10 protein-coding genes are annotated in these 17,033 nt (G+C 70.0%); 5 read left to right on the top strand and 5 right to left on the bottom strand.

Annotated elements, in window-relative coordinates; genetic code table 11:
• Positions 1-209 precede the first annotated feature (209 nt).
• Both PROPJV5_RS10150 and PROPJV5_RS10145 read left to right on the top strand, forming a co-directional pair.
• On the top strand, positions 210-3,278 hold the full coding sequence (locus PROPJV5_RS10150; RefSeq protein WP_119716243.1) for a glycoside hydrolase family 2 TIM barrel-domain containing protein: 3,069 nt from the start codon (positions 210-212) through the stop codon (positions 3,276-3,278).
• Between the two features lie 40 nt (positions 3,279-3,318).
• Complete coding sequence (locus tag PROPJV5_RS10145; protein WP_119716242.1) at positions 3,319-4,707, top strand: MFS transporter; 1,389 nt, start codon at positions 3,319-3,321, stop codon at positions 4,705-4,707.
• A 229-nt stretch (positions 4,708-4,936) separates the two neighbouring features.
• Here PROPJV5_RS10145 and PROPJV5_RS10140 read toward each other — a convergent pair whose 3' ends face one another.
• The 4 genes from PROPJV5_RS10140 to PROPJV5_RS10125 all read right to left on the bottom strand — a co-directional run bounded on the left by PROPJV5_RS10140 (position 4,937) and on the right by PROPJV5_RS10125 (position 9,205).
• Entirely contained in the window at positions 4,937-6,061 is a 1,125-nt protein-coding gene (locus PROPJV5_RS10140; protein WP_119716241.1) for a thiolase family protein, read from the bottom strand.
• Entirely contained in the window at positions 6,058-7,023 is a 966-nt protein-coding gene (locus PROPJV5_RS12575; protein ID WP_182858683.1) for an AMP-binding enzyme, read from the bottom strand. Before PROPJV5_RS12575 ends, PROPJV5_RS10140 begins: the two co-directional genes overlap by 4 nt.
• Positions 7,024-7,310: 287 nt before the next feature.
• Positions 7,311-8,168 (bottom strand): ABC transporter ATP-binding protein, encoded by an 858-nt coding sequence (locus tag PROPJV5_RS10130; protein WP_119716239.1) that lies wholly within the window; start codon positions 8,166-8,168, stop codon positions 7,311-7,313.
• A complete protein-coding gene (locus PROPJV5_RS10125) occupies positions 8,165-9,205 on the bottom strand; it encodes an iron-siderophore ABC transporter substrate-binding protein (RefSeq protein ID WP_119716238.1) in 1,041 nt (346 codons plus the stop codon). Before PROPJV5_RS10125 ends, PROPJV5_RS10130 begins: the two co-directional genes overlap by 4 nt.
• A 91-nt stretch (positions 9,206-9,296) precedes the next feature.
• On the opposite strand from PROPJV5_RS10125, the gene PROPJV5_RS10120 reads away from it, so the two are divergent.
• Positions 9,297-10,259 carry a FecCD family ABC transporter permease gene (locus PROPJV5_RS10120; RefSeq protein WP_239018470.1) on the top strand — a complete coding sequence of 321 codons (963 nt, stop codon included), beginning with the start codon at positions 9,297-9,299 and terminating at the stop codon, positions 10,257-10,259.
• Positions 10,256-11,338 (top strand): FecCD family ABC transporter permease, encoded by a 1,083-nt coding sequence (locus PROPJV5_RS10115; protein ID WP_119716237.1) that lies wholly within the window; start codon positions 10,256-10,258, stop codon positions 11,336-11,338. Before PROPJV5_RS10120 ends, PROPJV5_RS10115 begins: the two co-directional genes overlap by 4 nt.
• Before the next feature lie 59 nt (positions 11,339-11,397).
• Here the strand turns inward: PROPJV5_RS10115 and PROPJV5_RS10110 are convergent, their stop codons facing one another.
• On the bottom strand, positions 11,398-12,240 hold the full coding sequence (locus tag PROPJV5_RS10110; RefSeq protein ID WP_147385427.1) for a serine hydrolase: 843 nt from the start codon (positions 12,238-12,240) through the stop codon (positions 11,398-11,400).
• A 242-nt stretch (positions 12,241-12,482) separates the two neighbouring features.
• On the opposite strand from PROPJV5_RS10110, the gene PROPJV5_RS10105 reads away from it, so the two are divergent.
• Complete coding sequence (locus PROPJV5_RS10105; RefSeq protein ID WP_119716235.1) at positions 12,483-16,886, top strand: acyl-CoA dehydratase activase-related protein; 4,404 nt, start codon at positions 12,483-12,485, stop codon at positions 16,884-16,886.
• The last annotated feature ends 147 nt before the right edge of the window (positions 16,887-17,033 follow it).

The raw sequence follows: 17,033 nt of genomic DNA, 5'->3' as shown, positions 1-17,033 counted from the left end.
ATGTCGACGTCGACATTTATAGGACATCAGTCAGGGATTTCGACGATCAGTTCAGCGTTAACTTGACGTATCACGCTCCATATTGCATGATGTTAACGTTATCATTCAAAGGTACGGCCCCAGTGGGTCGTATCCCCTCGGAAAACCCTGGCGCCCGTCTCGGAGCTGAGACCGCCGGGGCAGACCCCTCACGGGAAGGAACGCCGACGATGATCGTTCCCAGGCACTACGAGGACCTCTCGGTGCTGCACGAGAACACCCTGCCCACCCGCGCCTACTACGTCCCCGGCTCGCCCCGCAGCGGCCACGACCCGCTCGACCGGGAGTCCTCCGACCGCTTCCAGCTGCTCAACGGCGACTGGGACTTCCGCTACTACGGCAGCGTCCACGAGCTCACCGACGCCTTCTACGCCACGGACCACGAGCCGCAGGGCTTCGGGTCGATCCGGGTGCCGGGCAGCTGGCAGCACCAGGGCCATGACCGGCACCAGTACACGAACGTGCGCTACCCGATCCCGCTTGACCCGCCGTACGTTCCCCAGGACAACCCGGCCGGCGCCTACCTGACTGACTTCGACCACGTGCCCGACGAGACCGCCCCGGCGGTGAGCCTCGTCTTCGAGGGCGTGGACTCGTGCTTCTACGTCTGGCTCAACGGCGCCTACATCGGCTACAGCCAGGTCTCGCACGCCACCGCCGAGTTCGACGTCACCGAGCAGATCGTCCCCGGCCGCAACCGGCTGGCCGTCCTCGTCCTGAAGTGGTGCGACGGCACCTACCTGGAGGACCAGGACAAGTTCCGCACCAGCGGCATCTTCCGCGACGTCTACCTGCTCAGGCGTCCGTCGGCCGTACTCTTCGACTACTTCACGACCACCCGGCTGGGCGACGAGGAGGCGACCGTCACCGTGCGGGCATCCTTCCGCGGCGGCGAGGTTCCCGTCCGGCTCGAGCTGGCCGACGCCGGCGGCGCCCCTGTCGCCGATGCGATCCTCGAACCCAGCGGCGCCGACCCCCGGTTCACGCACCGGGCCGTCATGACCGTGCCCGCCCCGCACCCGTGGAGCGCCGAGGACCCCTATCTCTACACGCTCACCCTCGGCTGCCCCGACGAGGTCATCCGGGATCGGGTCGGCCTGCGCGAGGTGTGCACCGACGGCCCCGTCCTGCGCGTCAACGGGGCACCGGTCACGCTGCGCGGCGTCAACCGGCACGACAGCGACCCGGTCACCGGCCCCACCGTTGATTTGGACCACATCCGCCGCGATCTGCGGCTCATGAAGGAGCACAACGTCAATGCGATCCGCTCCTCGCACTACCCCAATTGCCCGCAGTTCTACCAGCTGTGCGACGAGTACGGCTTCTACGTCATGTCGGAGGCCGACAACGAGAGTCACGGCACCCAGACGCAGTTCCTGGCCGACGACTCCTGGCCCAACGTCGTCGAGCACTGGAACCGGCGGATCGCCAACAACCCCGCCTGGATCGAACCCACCCTCGACCGCGTCCGGCTGTGCGTCGAACGCGAGAAGAACCGCCCGTGCATCATCTCCTGGTCGGCCGGCAACGAGTGCGCCTACGGCTGGACCTTCGAGGCCGCGCTGCTGTGGATCAAACAGTTCGACCCCGGCCGCGTCACCCACTACGAGAGCGCCTACTACCGCTCGGGCGACCGGCGCTACGACTACTCGAGCATCGACCTGTACAGCCGCATGTACCCGGGCCTGGACGAGATCCGCGCCTACCTGGACGCCGACCCCGACAAGCCGCTGATCCTCGTCGAGTACTGCCACTCCATGGGCAACGGCCCCGGCGACCTGGAGGACTACTGGCGGCTCATTAACTCCGACGAGCGCCTGTGCGGCGGATTCGTCTGGGAGTGGTGCGACCACGCGGTGCGCGCCGGAACCACCGCCGACGGGCGGCCGCGCTATCTCTACGGCGGCGACCACGGCGAACGGGTCCACGACGGCAACTTCTGCGTCGACGGGCTCGTCGCCCCCGACCGGACGCCCCACCCGGGGCTGCTGGAGCTCGCCAACGTCCAGCGCCCGGTGCGGGTCGTCGACGCCGACCTCGCGCACGGCACGATCACCCTGCGCAACGACCTGGACTTCACCGACCTGGTCGGCCACGTCGTGGTCTCGTACACGCTGACCCGCGACGGCGAGGTCATCGACGAGGGACCCGTCGAGCTTCCCGCCTCGGTGCCGCCCCATGCGACCGCGACGGTGCCGCTGCGCGTCACGGCCCCGGCCGACGGCCGCTGCTTCCTCGTGGTGCGCTACCGGCTGGCCGCGCCGAGGCCCCTGCTGGCGGTCGGACACGAGCTGGGCTTCGACGAGATCGAGGTGCCCACCGCCGAACCCCGGCTGCGTGAGGCCGCGGCGCTGCTCGACCGCACCGCCGAGGGGCCGGCGCCGCGCACCGAGCAGGACGACGAGTCCATCGTCGTGCGCGGCGAGGGCTTCGAGTACCGCTTCGACCGGCGCACCGGCCTGCCGTGCGCCATGACGGTCGGCGGCGAGCGGCTGCTCGACCGCCCGGCCGAGGTCAACATCTGGCGCGCCCCCACCGACAACGACCGCTCCGTCCGGCTGGACTGGCTGCGGGCCCGCTACGACCAGACGAGCACCCGCGCCTACACCACCGCCGTGTCGGCCGACCCCGCCGGGCGAGTGGTCGTCGACGCCACGATGGCCCTCGTCGCCCCCACCGTCCAGCCCATCGCCCGGATGGACGCGCGGTGGACGATCGGCCCCGACGGCTCACTGGCCCTCGACCTGACCGCGCGGCGCGACCCCGAGTTCCCCTTCCTGCCCCGCTTCGGCCTGCGCCTGTTCCTGCCCCGGCGGATGGACGCCGTGCGCTACTTCGGTCTCGGCCCCCAGGAGAGCTACATCGACAAGCACCGCGCATGCCACCACGGCATGTTCACCAGCCCGGTCGCGGGCCTGGGCCACGACTACATCCGCCCCCAGGAGAACGGCAGCCGCGCCGACTGCGATCTGGTCGAACTGTCCGGGCCCGGTCTCGCCCTGACCGCCGTCGGCGCGCACCGGTTCTCGTTCAACGCCTCGACCTGGACGCAGGAGGACCTGACCCGGGCCCGGCACGACACCGAACTGGAGCCCTGCGGCTCCACCGTTCTGTGCCTCGACGCGGCGATGTCGGGCATCGGCTCCAACAGCTGCGGCCCGGCGCTGCTGGAGCGTTACCGCGCCGACGACACGGAACTGAACCTCAACCTGCTGCTCATCCCCGCTCACACCAACTGACCATCCGCCAACCACTCGTTCCCTGGAGAAAGGTGAACTCATGCCAGAGAAGAAGTACCTGAGGTGGTACAACAAGGTCGGCTACGGATCCGGCGACGTCGCCGGGAACGTCGTGTACGCCCTGCTGTCGGCGTTCGTCATGATCTTCCTGACCGACACCGTCGGTCTCAACGCGGGCATCGTCGGCACCCTGATGATGGTCTCGAAACTGTTCGACGGCTTCTCCGACTTCGTCTTCGGCACCCTCCTCGACAAGACCCAGACCAGGATGGGCAAGGCCCGCCCGTGGATGCTGTGGGCCTTCTTCGGCTGCGCCGCGATGATCATCGCCATCTTCGCGATCCCGGTGGGCCTGGGCGAGACCGCCAAGTACGCCTGGTTCTTCATCGCCTACACGCTGCTCAACGCCGTCTTCTACACCGCGAACAACATCGCCTACTCCTCGCTGACCGCGCTCATCACCAAGAACAGCGCCGAGCGCGTCCAGATGGGGTCCATCAGGTTCATGTTCGCCTTCGGCACCAGCCTGACGATCCAGACGATCACCGTCGAGGGCGTCAAGATGCTCGGCGGCGGCGCGGAGGGCTGGCGGACCATCGCCATCATCTACGCCCTCGTCGGCCTGGCGGTGAACACGATCTCCGTGCTGTCGGTCAAGGAGCTCTCGCCCGAGGAACTCACCGAGATCGACGACGCCGAGGCCGCCCGGGAGGCCGAGAAGGTCTCGGTCGCCGAGTCCTTCAAGCTCCTGGCGCACAACAAGTACTACCTGGTCATCCTCGTCGTCTTCATCATGACCCAGATGTTCACCGCGACCCTCAACATGGGCATCTACTTCATGACGTACATCCTGGGCAATGCCAACCTGCTGGGCCCCTTCGCCTGGGCCATCAACATTCCGCTCATCGTCGGGCTGCTCTTCGCGCCCGCGGTCGTCGCCAAGTTCGGCGGCATGTACAAGGTGAACATCATCGGCTACATCATCGCCGTGCTCGGGCGGCTTGGCGTGGCGGGCGCCGCCTACCTCGGCAACGTCCCGCTCATGATGTTCTTCTCGGGCGTCGCCTCGCTCGGCATGAGCCCGCTGCAGGGCACCCTCAACGCCCTCATCGCCGAGGCCTCCGAGAACACCTTCCTGCGCTCCGGCAAGCGCATCGACGGCCTCATGTTCTCGTGCACCTCACTCGGCGTGAAGATCGGCGGCGGCCTCGGCACGGCGCTGGCAGGGTGGCTGCTGTCGGCCAGCGGCTACATCGCCAACGCCGCGGAACAGGCGCAGTCGGTGATCACCATGCTCTACGTCATGTACCTGTGGATCCCGGCCGCCGCCAATGCGATCATCCTGTTCCTGCTGTGGCGGCTCGACGTCGAGAAGGCCAACAAGGAGCTCCGGGCGGCCTCGGCCGCACCCGAGGGCGCCCCGGCCTGACCCGGGGCGCAGTGAGGCCCGGCCCCTGAGCGATGGGAGGGGTCCGGGCCTCACGCCTACCGGTCCAGGCGGCGCCGGGCCGAGAGCGCGGTGACTCGTCCACCCACGCTGACGTCAGGGGGCGCGAACCCGCCGATGGTTCATACCGGGTGCCATCCGATCTGTCGGGGGCACCCGGCAGGGCCCGCGTCACCACGAGCCGATCGTCGGGGCGCTGCCGGGCGTCTGCTCAGCGCACCGCCTCGACGACCGCGGCCGTGCCCTGGCCGCCCCCGATGGCGATGGCCGCCAGGCCGTATCGTCCCCGGCCCTGGCGGACCAGCTGGCTGAACAGCCGGGTCAACAGGATCGCCCCGGACGCGGCCCACGGGTGCCCCAGCGCGATGGCGCCGCCCTGCCGGCAGTTGCGCCCCTGGTCGATGCCCAGGGCGTCCAGGCAGGCGAGCACCTGCCCGGCGAACGCCTCGTTGAACTCGACGACGTCGAGCTGGTCTGCGCTGACGCCGCCGCGCTCAAGGGCCAGCCGGCAGGCCGGGACGATTCCCCAGCCCGGGCGGGCCGGGTCGCAGGTGGCCGAGCAGAGCGCCAGGACGCGCAGCCCCGGGCCCCGGTGACGGCGCCAGGTGTCCTCGTCGGCCATGAGCACGGCGGCCGCGCCGTCGTTGATGCCGCACGAGTTCGCCGCGGTGACCGTGCCGCCGGCGCGGAAGGCGGGCCGGAAACGGGCCAGCCGTTCAGGGGTGAAACCGGACCGGGGCCGCTCGTCGCGGCTCCTGCCGTGGACGGGAACGATCTCGGCGGTGAACAGCCCGGCCTCCTGCGCGGCGACGGCCCGCCGGTGGGAGCCCGCCGCGTAGGCGTCCTGACGCTCCCGCCCCACACCGCGCTCGGCGGCCAGCGCATCGGCCGCCTCACCCATCTCGGGGTCCGCCCATCCCGGCGGGGCGAAGGGAGCCCGCTCGTAGCGCCGGGCCGGCTCCCCGGCGGTCGGCGGCCAGTAGGTCAGCGGCTCGGTCGAGACGGACTGGACGCCCCCGGCGATGACGTATCCGGGCTCGGCCGCCAGCCAGTGATGGCCCACCTCGACGGCGGCCAGCCCCGAGCCGCACTGGCGGTCGACGCTCAGCGCGGGCACCCCGTCCAGCCCGGCGGCGAGGGCGGCGACCCGGGCGATGTTGCCGCCGGGGCCCCGTACGGTGCCCATGACGATCTGCCGGATCAGCTCCGGCGCGGGGCAGGTCCGCGCCAGCTCGGCGAGCACCGGGGCGGCCAGGCCGGTGGTGTCCACGCTGCGCCACATGCCGCGGGCCGAGCCGATCGCGGTGCGCCGGGCGTCGACGATGTACACGGTCACCGGGCCAGCTCCTCGGCCAGCCGGTGCAGGTCGACCTTCCCGGCTGCCGTTCTGGGCAGGCGGGGGACGACGCGCCAGACGCGGGGCCGCCGGGGGCCGGACAGATTCCGGCGGGCCCAGCCCCTGACAGTGACCAGGTCATCTCGGCTGGTCGTGGCAGCGGCCAGTACCTGGCCCAGCTCGGGGTGCGGGAGGCCGAGCAGCACCACTTCGCCGCGCGCGTGCGCGGCGAGCGCGGCCTGCAGTGGCGCCAGCTCGACGGTTGCACCGGCGGTGGTGATCGCCCCGGCCCTGCCCCACACGCGCAGCAGCCCGGCGTCGAGCCGGCCGCGGTCGCCCACGGTGGCGAAGCCGTCCTCGCGCCGCCGGAGCGCGCCCGGTCCGTCCGCGTCGAGGTAACCGTCGGCCAGCCAGGGCGAGCGCACCCAGATGCGGTCGTCGACGGTGTCGATCTCCACGGACTCGAAGGGGCGCAGGTCCTGCCCGTGTCGGCCCAGCGCGACGAGCGAGAGTTCGGCGGCGCCGTAGTAGTGCACCACGCTCCAGCCCAGGCCGGTGGCCCGTTCCCAGAGCGCCGGGGGCAGCCCGTCCCCGGCGACGAGGACCTTCATCGGCGGACGGGTGCCCAGCGCCCTCGCCAGCGCGGACGGGGTCAGCGTCGCCCAGCTCGCTTCTTCGGGGCGAGGGCTCCAGGCGGCCCCGGCGGCCTCGCTCAGGCAGGCCGAGAAGAGGTTCATGGTCGAGTCGAGCGGCCCCGGCACCCACATCCTGTCGTCGGCATGCAGGCCCAGGTGCTCGATCAGCGGCCCGAAGGAGCCGGTCCACGAGGACGTGCTGCGCACGATGGTGCGCGCCCCGCCGGTGGTGCCCGAGGTGCGCAGCGCGATCGGCGCCCCCTCGCGGTGGGCGCGCCAGAATGCGGCCGTCGGCTCGGGGCCGTCGAGCGGTCGTGCCGTCCTCACCTGGTTCACCTCGTCCCGGAAACCGATTCCACAGGGTTGAACGTTGTTCAACACTGTGCAGTGTAATCCTCGACCACGTGGACGAGCACTGCGTCCTCGCCGATGAGGGCGCCCACGAGGGGTGGGGTCCCAGGCCACGCGGCGTGCAGGTCGGGAACGCTGCGCTGCGAGGGCGGCTGCGGCGTCATTCCCGGCCACGTGGGCGAGTCGATGCCCGGACCCGCTGCGGTCCCGGGAGCTGCCCGCCTGCCGAGCCGCCCGGGTCGGCGTGTTGCCCGGCCGCCCGCTCAGCTCCGTCCCGGTGCCTGCGGCAGAACCAGGGGAGTGCCGGTGATCGGGTCGGTGAAGACGCTGACCGGAAGCCCGTAGGCCTGCTCCACCAGATCGGGTGTGACGACCTCGGCCGGGGCGCCACTCGCCAGGATCGCGCCGTCGCGCATGACGATGAGCTCGTCGGCGTATCGGCAGGCCTGGTTGAGGTCGTGCAGCACGGCGACGATCGTCGTGCCGAGCTCCTGGTTGAGCTCGCGGCACAGGTCGAGGACGTCCACCTGGTGGGCGAGATCGAGGTAGGTGGTCGGCTCGTCGAGCAGCAGGACGTCCGTCTGCTGGGCGAGGGCCATGGCGATCCACACCCGCTGGCGCTGACCGCCCGACAGGGTCGTCACCGGCCGTTTCGCCAGGGCGGCCACATGGGTGCGCTCCATTGCGGTGCGCACCTGCTTCTCGTCCTCGACCGACCAGGGCCGCAGCAGGCCCTGATGGGGGTAGCGGCCGCGCGCCACCAGTTCGCGCACGGTGATGCCGTCCGGGGCCAGCGAGGACTGGGCCAGGAAACCGACCCGGCGGGCCAACGCCTTCGGCGAGTACGAGAACACGTCGCGCCCGTCCAGCAGCACCTGACCGCCGGCAGGGGCGAGCACCCTGCTCAGGGCACGCAGCAGGGTCGACTTGCCACAGGCGTTCGGGCCGAGGATCACGGTGAACGCATCGGGCGTGATGTCCACGGTGAGCTGCTCGATCACCGGGGCGCCGCGCGGGTAGCTCATGACCAGCTCCCGCGCGCCCAGCTCGGGGGCGGCCGGCGGCCCGTCCTGCGGGGCCGGACCACCGGCGGGCCTGTCGCCCCGCAGGACCTGGCTCATCCGATGTGCTCCTTCAGTGCGGCCAGCGCGGTGGCCGCCGCGGTGGGTCCGGCATTCAGGTAGAAGGGCTCGTTGTCGACCTGCACCGCCTGGTCGTTCGACACCGCGCCGAGAGTGTTCCACAGCGCCAAGGAGGTGACCTCACCGCCGTCGCCGGACTGGACGCCGTAGAAGATCCAGTCCGCGTCGGCCTGGTCGAGACTCTCGTCGTCGATGTCCTGGGAGGTGTCCTCGAAGTTCTGGCTGTCGGGGCGGGCCAGGCCGGCGTCCTCGGCCAGTGAGCCGGGGAACGAGGCGAGGCCGTAGACGCGGGTCCGGTCCGAGGTCTTGTAGAGGAACGAGACGGTCGGCGTGCTCGACAAGCCGGCGCCCCAGTCGGCGGCATCGTCCTGGTAGGTCGTGAGCCAGTCCTGCGCCTGGCCGAGCTTGCCGAGGGCGTCGGCGATGAGCTGGAAGTCCTGCTTCCAGTACAGGCCGGTGCCCTGCGTGACGATGGTCGGTGCCAGGGCCGTGAGGCTCTCGTAGAGGGTGTCGATGTTCTTGCCGGCGGAATTGACGAGAATGAGATCGGCGTCGAGGTTCGCGATCGACTCGACGCTCGGCTCGGTGCGGCTTCCGACGTAGGTGATGGCGTCCAGGCCGGACGCCTCGTCGGGGAAGGCGTCGTAGAGGTACTGCGGCACCACACTGGAGCCGTCGACGCCGGTGGAACCGACGGGCACGACCCCCATCGTGAGGGCGACGTCGAGCTGGCCGGTCGAGATGACGACGATCCGCTGCGGCTCGGCCTCGATCGTCGTCTCCCCCTTGTGGTGGGTGACGGTGCGCGGCCAGACGCCGTCGGCGACGCCACTGCCCATGCCCTCGGCCATACCGCGGGGCACGAGGTAACTGGCCTGCGCGGCGGCCGAGGACGCGGACGATCCCGAGCCGGACGACGCGGAGCCGTCGGAGTTATCGGAGGAGCAGCCGGCGAGGGCGGCGATCGCGGCGAGGGCGCCGAGACCGAACGTGCGGCGCTGAATGTGCGTGTTCATAAGGTAAGCCTAAGGTTGGATCGGATAGCCTCATTGCGTGTCTCAGTTCCTTGCGCCGTCAGCTGAAAAACGTTGCCAAACGGCTTTCGGCGTGCTGCTCGGGCTCATCGTCATCATCTTTCTGGCACTCGTCAGCATGTCCATCGGGTCGCGTCAGCTCACGCTCGTCCAGGCGTGGGAGGGGCTCGTCGCGCGCGATCGGAGCGCCGCGTCGATCATCGTCTGGCAGCTGCGCCTGCCCCGCACGGTGGTGGCCGTCGTCGTCGGCGCCGCGCTCGGCGCGGCGGGCGTCGTCATGCAGGCACTCACCCGCAACCCGCTCGCCGAGCCCGGCATCCTGGGCGTCAACGCGGGAGCCTCCTTCGCCGTCGTCCTGGCCATCTCCGTCGGACACGTGAGCGCGGTCTCCGGCTACGTCTGGTTCTCGTTCATCGGGTCGGCGGCGGCAGCCGTCCTCGTACAGACCATGGCCAGGCGCCGCCCCGGCGCGGGGCACGCGCGCCTGGTTCTCGCGGGCGTCGCGCTCGCCGCGGCCCTCAACTCGGTGACCGGCACCGTCACCATGTACGACACCGCGGCCTTCGACTCGTACCGGTTCTGGACCCTCGGGTCCTTCGCCGACCGCGACATGGCCACGGTCGCCTGGACCACGCCGTTCGTGGTGTCCGGTCTGCTCCTCGCGCTGGCCTGCGGGCGCAGTCTCAACGTCCTGGCCCTCGGCGACGAGCAGGCCACCGCCCTCGGCGCGCGTCTTGGTGTCGTGCGGGTCGCCTCGCTGGCCGCCATCACCCTGCTGTGCGGCGCGGCGACCGCGGCGGCCGGGCCGATCAGCTTCGTCGGCCTCGTCGTGCCCCACGTCCTCAGGCTCGTCGTCGGCCCCGACCAGCGCCGTCTGCTGCCCCTGTCGATCGTCGGCGGTCCGATCCTGGTGCTCGCCGCCGACATCGTCGGGCGCGTCCTGACCCGGCCCGACGAGATCGAGGCGGGCGTCGTCACGGCCTTCGTCGGCGCGCCGGTGCTGCTCGCCCTGGTCATTCTCAGGAGGGGACGATGAGCACGCCATCGGCTTCCCGCACGCAGGCGGGCCTCTGGCACGACGAATCGTCGACGGCGTCACTGCCCCTGCCGGGCGGCGCCCGCCTGCCGGTGCGGCCGCGAGCCGCCGCCGTCACCGCGGCCCTGGTCGTCGTCGCGGGACTCATCGCCGTGCTGGCCGTCGCGACCGGCTCCTACGACCTCGACCTCGCCGGCGTCATCGAGGTCCTGCGCGGCGGCGGCTCCGAGACCGACCGGTTCATCGTGCTGGACCAGCGGCTGCCCCGCGCCATCGCGGCATGGCTGGCCGGAGCCGGCCTGGGCCTGTCGGGCGCCGTCTTCCAGTCGCTCTCGCGCAACCCGCTGGGCAGCCCCGACATCGTCGGGTTCACCACGGGCGCCAGCGCGGGCGGTCTGATCCTCATCATCTGCATGGGCGCCCCCGGTGTCGCCTCGCTGGCTCTCGGCACGGCGGCCGGCGGCTTCCTCACCGCGGCCCTCGTCATCACGGCGACGGTCCGCCGCGGCATGGCCGGCGAGAACCTCGTCCTGGCCGGCATCGCCATCGCCGCCATGATCTCGGCGGTCAACGAGTACCTCATCAGCCGGGCCCCGCTGGAGTCGGCCGAGGCGGCGAAGGCCTGGCAGTTCGGCAGCCTCAACACGATCGGGTGGGCCCAGACCGGCGTGCTGGCTGCCGGGCTCGCCGCCCTGCTGCCGCAGCTGGTCTGGCTGGCTCGTCCCTCGCGCATCCTCGAACTCGGCGACGACACGGCCGCCGGGCTCGGGGTGCGTCCCGGACGCCAACGCCTGGCCATGCTCGTCTACGGCGTCCTGCTCGTCGCGGTCGTCGTGGCCGTCACCGGCCCGATCGGTTTCCTCGCCCTGGCCGCCCCCCAGTTGGCCCGCCGCCTGGCCGGCACGCCCGGTATCGCCTTCTGGCCCGCCGTCGCGATGGGCGGGGCCCTGCTCGGCGCCGCGGACCTGCTGGCCCAGCGCCTGCTCGCCCCCTTCCAGATCCCCGTCGGCCTGGTGAGCTCGGCGATCGGTGGTCTCTACCTGCTGTGGCTGCTCGGCTTCAGCAGGCAGGACGCCTGAACACCGGTTCCCTCCCGTGCCCGCATCGCATCGTGCGGCGGGCCCTGACGTGATCGGCGTCACTGCCCCTCGGCGTCGCACTGGGTGCGGGGCAGCTCGCCGGCATGGTCGGCCAGCCAGTCATCCAGCACGTCGATCTCCTCGGTGACGTCATCGAGCCGGTCGCCGGTGATGACGATGCTCATCGCGACCAGGCCCGCGTCCGTGTCGATGGTGCCCATCTGACGCATCGTCGAGACGCCGGTGTGTTCGTTGGTGCCCCAGCCGGATTTGGCGTGACCGCCGTCGGTCGTCTCGATGCCGACCGCCTGCGAGTCGACCAGGTCGGACATGAGCCGGTAGACGTGTTGCACGGCGTCCTCGTCGGAGCAGGCCATCCAGGCGGCGAACCTGGCCTGGTCCGCGCTCGACCACTGGGTCATGCCGAAGCCGGTGTCGCCGCCGAGCGCGGCATTGGGCAGGGTCAGCGTCGTCGTGTCGTCCGCCTCGCGCAGCAGGTTGTCGACCTTCGTGCTGGCCTGGTAGCCGCCGCCGAGCGTGTCGAACAACGCACTCGCCGCATCGTTGTCCGACTCGGTGATCGCCAGTTTCGCCTGCTCGCCGAGATCGTCCTCGCCCTCGCGCAGGGCCTCGATGACGATCGGCACCTTGATCGTCGACCACGCGATGCTCTCGGGCACCTCGCCGACCGTGATGATGTCGCCGTCGGCGGCCATGACGGACACCTGGGCGTCATCGGGGAAGGCCGCCACGAGCTCCTCGAGGATGCCCCGCACCGTTCCGTCGGAGGACTCGGCCGAGGGGTCGGCTGCGCCGCATCCACTGAGCACGAGGGAACAGCTGAGGGCGGCCGCGAGCGTCGTGACGACCGAGCGGACACGGCTGGGCAGATGAGGTGACATGGGGGATCTCCCGAAGTTGGTCTTCACGGGGCAGCGCCCCACATTATCCACCGAGAACCGGACCGGTTCTCGGTGCGCCACGGCCCGGCGAATCCGCGACACCTCGTCCGGTCGTGGCGCGGGGGCCGGCCGCTCCGGTGCCGGATCGGGGTGTGGCAGGGCCGGAAATTGACCTACTATGAAACAGAGCGAACGTTCTGTTTTTGGATGGTGCTCGCCCGAACCCGAAGGAGAACAGACGGATGACTGACGAAGTCCTGCGCCTCGGCCTCGACGTCGGCTCGACGACGGTGAAGGCCGCCGTCATGCGTGGCCACGAGATGCTCTTCAGCGACTACCGCCGTCACAATGCCGATGTTCGCGGAGAGATGAAACGGCTGCTGCTCGACATCGGCGAGCAGTTCCCGGAGGACACCCTCAAGGTCGCCATGACCGGTTCGGGCGGTCTGGGCGTCGCCCGCATGATGAACGTCAGCTTCATCCAGGAGGTCATCGCCGCCACCGAGGCGATCGAGCAGCTCAACCCGGACGTCGACGTCGTCATCGAGCTCGGCGGTGAGGACGCCAAGATCACCTACCTCCACCCGACCCCCGAGCAGCGCATGAACGGCTCCTGCGCCGGCGGCACCGGCGCCTTCATCGACCAGATGGCCTCGTTGCTGCGCACCGACGCGGGGGGCCTCAACGAGCTCGCCAGCCGGTACGAGAACATCTACCCGATCGCCTCCCGGTGCGGCGTGTTCGCCAAGACCGACGTGCAGCCGCTCATCAACCAGGGCGCCCGCCACGAGGACATCTCCGCCTCGGTCTTCCAGGCCGTCGCCACCCAGACCGTCGCCGGCCTGGCCTGCGGGAGGCCGATCCGCGGCAAGGTCATCTTCCTCGGCGGCCCGCTGCACTTCCTGCCCGAGCTCCGCGAGGCCTTCCGGCGGGTCCTGGGTGACCATGTCCAGGACTACGTCACCCCCGACGACGGCCAGCTGTACGTCGCCGTCGGCGCCGCCTTCCTCGCCGACGGCCCGGCGCTCTCGCTGCGGCACCTCGCCGAGATGCTCGACGGTGCGGGCGACGCCTCCGTGGCGTCCAAGACGATGCGCCCGCTGTTCCTCGACGAGGCCGAGCGCGCCGAGTTCGACGAGCGGCACTCGGTGATCGACGTCGAGCAGGCCGACATGAGCCAGGCCGTCGGCGACCTCTACCTGGGCATCGACGCCGGTTCGACGACCATCAAGTCGGTCCTCATCGACGACGACGGCAAGATCGTCCACTCCAGCTACGACTCCAACCAGGGCGACCCGGTGAAGGCGGCCGTCGGTATCGCCAAGGACGTCATCGCGGCCCTGCCCGAGGGCTCCACGATCGCCCGGTCGTGTGTCACCGGCTACGGCGAGGACCTCGTCAAGACGGCTCTGCACGCCGACGAGGGCGAGATCGAGACGATGGCTCACTTCCGCGCCGCCCAGGTCGTGTGCCCCGGCGTGACGAGCGTCATCGACATCGGCGGCCAGGACATGAAGTTCGTCCGGATCCGCGAGGGCGTCGTCGACTCCATCGCGGTCAACGAGGCCTGTTCGGCCGGCTGCGGCTCCTTCCTGCAGACCTTCGCCGAGACGATGGGCACCGACGTGCGGAACTTCGCCACGGTCGGCATGCAGGCCCAGGCCCCGGTCGACCTCGGCAGCCGCTGCACCGTGTTCATGAACTCCTCGGTCAAGCAGGCCCAGAAGGAGGGCGCCGGCATGGCCGACATCTCCGCCGGCCTGTCCTACTCGGTCGTGCGCAACGCCCTCTACAAGGTGATGAAGCTGCGCGACACCGGCGAGCTCGGCGACAAGGTCGTGGCCCAGGGCGGCACCTTCCTCAACAACGCCGTGCTGCGCGCCTTCGAGCTGCTGACCGGCGTCAAGGTCAAGCGCCCCAACATCTCCGGCCACATGGGCGCCTACGGGGCCGCCCTCATCGCGAAGGCCCACGCCGCCCCCGGCGACGTCTCGGCCATGATGAGCCGCGACCTCGAGGGCTTCTCGGTGGAGTCCAGCCAGCGCATCTGCAAGCTGTGCCAGAACCACTGCAAGCTCACCATCACGACCTTCGACGACGGTTCGCGCCAGGTCTCCGGCAACCGCTGCGAGCGCGGCGCCAGCCTCGAGGCCAAGCCGAAGAAGAGCGAGATCCCGAACCTGTACGACTACAAGTACAAGCGGATGTTCGCCTACCGCAGGCTCACCGACAAGAAGGTCACCCGCGGCGAGATCGGCATTCCCCGCGCGCTGGGCATGTACGAGGACTACCCGCTGTGGTTCACGATCTTCACTCAGCTCGGCTTCAAGGTGCTCATCTCGGGGCGCTCCAACCACGACCTGTTCGAGTCGGGCATGGAGTCGATCGCCTCCGAGAACGTCTGCTACCCGGCCAAGCTGGCCCACGGCCACATCGAGTGGCTGCTCGACCACGGCGTCAAGAACATCTGGATGCCCTGCGTCAACTACGAGCGCAAGGAGATCGCCGAGGCCGACAACAACTTCAACTGCCCGATCGTCGCCTTCTACCCGCAGGTCATCGAGAAGAACGTCGAGCGGCTGCGCGAACCCGGCGTCACCTTCATGGACCCGTTCCTCAACCTGGACGATCCCGACAAGCTGGCCGAACGCATGGTCGACATCCTGTCCGACTGGCACATCGACCTGCCCGAGATGAAGGCCGCCGTCGCGGCCGGTTTCGAGGAGCTCGACAAGGCCAAGGCCGACATCCGCGCCGAGGGCGACCGTGCCATGCAGTACATGATCGAGCACGACATGCGCGGCATCGTGCTGGCCGGCCGGCCCTACCACGTCGACCCCGAGATCAACCACGGCATTCCCGACCAGATCACGCAGCTGGGCATGGTCGTCCTCTCCGAGGACGCGCTCACCAACGGCATGCGCATCACCGGTTTCAACCGCCCCCTGCGGGTTCGCGACCAGTGGGTGTACCACACCCGCCTCTACGAGGCCGCCGCCCAGGTGCGCGCCAACCCGAAGCTCAACCTGGTGCAGCTGAACTCCTTCGGCTGCGGCGTCGACGCCGTCACCACCGACCAGGTCCAGGACATCCTGGAGCAGGCCGGCGACATCTACACCGTCCTGAAGATCGACGAGGTCTCCAACCTCGGCGCCGCCCGGATCCGGCTGCGTTCGCTGCGCGCCGCGGCCGCCGAGCGCGAGGAGGTCTCGCGCGAGGTCGACACGACGGTGGGCCCCGAGGAACCGGACGAGCTCATCACGGTGCCGGCGAGCACGACCCCGCCCTACACCAAGCAGATGCGCAAGACCCACACGGTCTACCTGCCGCAGATGTCCCCGATCCACTTCCAGGCCATCGAGCCGCTGTTCCGGCGCGCCGGCTACAAGATGGAACTGCTCGAGCACGCCTCGCGCGAGGACATGGAGTGCGGCCTGAAGTACGTCAACAACGACGCCTGCTTCCCGGCGATCATGGTCATCGGCCAGCTCATCAACAAGTTCATCACCGGCGGAGCCGACCCCGACGCCTCGGTCGTGGCGATCTCCCAGACCGGCGGCATGTGCCGCGCGACGAACTACGTCGGCATGCTCCGCCGCGGTCTGAAGGCCGCCGGCTACGAGCAGGTGCCGGTGCTGGCGGTCTCGGCCCAGGGCCTGGAGTCCAACCCCGGCTTCAAGCTGACCCCGACCCTCATCCACTCGGCCATCCAGGGGCTGGTCCTCATGGACCTGCTCCAGGAGGTACTGCTGCGCGTGCGCCCCTACGAGCGCGAGGAGGGCTCGGCGATGCGGCTCTACGAGCGCTGGAACACGCTGGTGCGCGAGTTCATGGCCGACCCGTCGTACTCGCCCACCGAGGGCCGCAAGGTCGGGTTCAAGTGGCTGTGCCGTCAGATGGTCAAGGAGTTCGACGAGTTGCCGCTGCTCGACATCCCGCGCAAGCCGCGCGTGGGCGTCGTCGGCGAGATCCTCGTGAAGTTCCAGCCGGACGCCAACAACAACGTCATCGGCGTCATCGAGGACGAGGGCTGCGAGGCCGTCATGCCGGGCCTCATGGGCTTCTTCCTGCAGTCCCTCGAGACCGGCCAGTGGCGGTACGAGAACTTCGGGCTCGACAAGACCGGACGCCACGTCAAGAAGATGATGCTGTGGTACATCGAGCAGACCCAGAAGACGGCCAACAAGGCCCTGGCGAGCGCGAACGGCAAGTTCGAGGTGCCCGAGCGGATCCACGACATGGCCATGCGCGCCCAGAGGCTCATCTCGCTCGGCACCCAGGCCGGTGAGGGCTGGTTGCTCGTCGCCGAGATGATGCACCTCATCGAGCACGGCACGCCGAACATCATCTGCGCCCAGCCGTTCGCCTGCCTGCCCAACCACGTGGTCGGGCGCGGCATGTTCAAGGCGCTGCGCGAGCTGTACCCGCAGGCCAACATCACCTCGATCGACTACGATCCGGGCGCCTCCGAGGTCAACCAGCTCAACCGCATCAAGCTGATGATCGCCACGGCCTTCAAGAACGAGAAGACCGTCGGCCTGAAGCAGTGGCAGTCCGACTTCGACACGGCCTCCCCGCTCGACGCGGCGTCCCCGGCGAGCCCGGACGTCCGCGTCGACGACGGCACAGTGAGGTCCCACGCCTGAGCCGGGCGGTACGCGGGGCGCACGGCGACGGCGCCCGATCGCGGTCTGGAGTGAGAACCGGCCGGCCCGGTGGCATACGCGGGGCCGGCCGATGCTCGGTGACACCTCTGGGAGCGGCGCGATGCCCGCGGGGCGGGACGAGTCCGC

Source organism: Propionibacterium ruminifibrarum, from assembly GCF_900289195.1.
Lineage (GTDB): Bacteria > Actinomycetota > Actinomycetes > Propionibacteriales > Propionibacteriaceae > Propionibacterium > Propionibacterium ruminifibrarum.
This window is presented reverse-complemented; position numbering and strand designations above follow the sequence as displayed.

Bases quoted from the DNA above. Each gene is read 5' to 3' on its own strand.
- PROPJV5_RS10125 (WP_119716238.1), bottom strand. From the start codon at position 9,205: ATGAACACGCACATTCAGCGCCGCACGTTCGGTCTCGGCGCCCTCGCC.
- PROPJV5_RS10145 (WP_119716242.1), top strand. From the start codon at position 3,319: ATGCCAGAGAAGAAGTACCTGAGGTGGTACAACAAGGTCGGCTACGGA.
- PROPJV5_RS10130 (WP_119716239.1), bottom strand. From the start codon at position 8,168: ATGAGCCAGGTCCTGCGGGGCGACAGGCCCGCCGGTGGTCCGGCCCCG.
- PROPJV5_RS10105 (WP_119716235.1), top strand. From the start codon at position 12,483: ATGACTGACGAAGTCCTGCGCCTCGGCCTCGACGTCGGCTCGACGACG.
- PROPJV5_RS10115 (WP_119716237.1), top strand. From the start codon at position 10,256: ATGAGCACGCCATCGGCTTCCCGCACGCAGGCGGGCCTCTGGCACGAC.
- PROPJV5_RS10110 (WP_147385427.1), bottom strand. From the start codon at position 12,240: ATGTCACCTCATCTGCCCAGCCGTGTCCGCTCGGTCGTCACGACGCTC.
- PROPJV5_RS10150 (WP_119716243.1), top strand. From the start codon at position 210: ATGATCGTTCCCAGGCACTACGAGGACCTCTCGGTGCTGCACGAGAAC.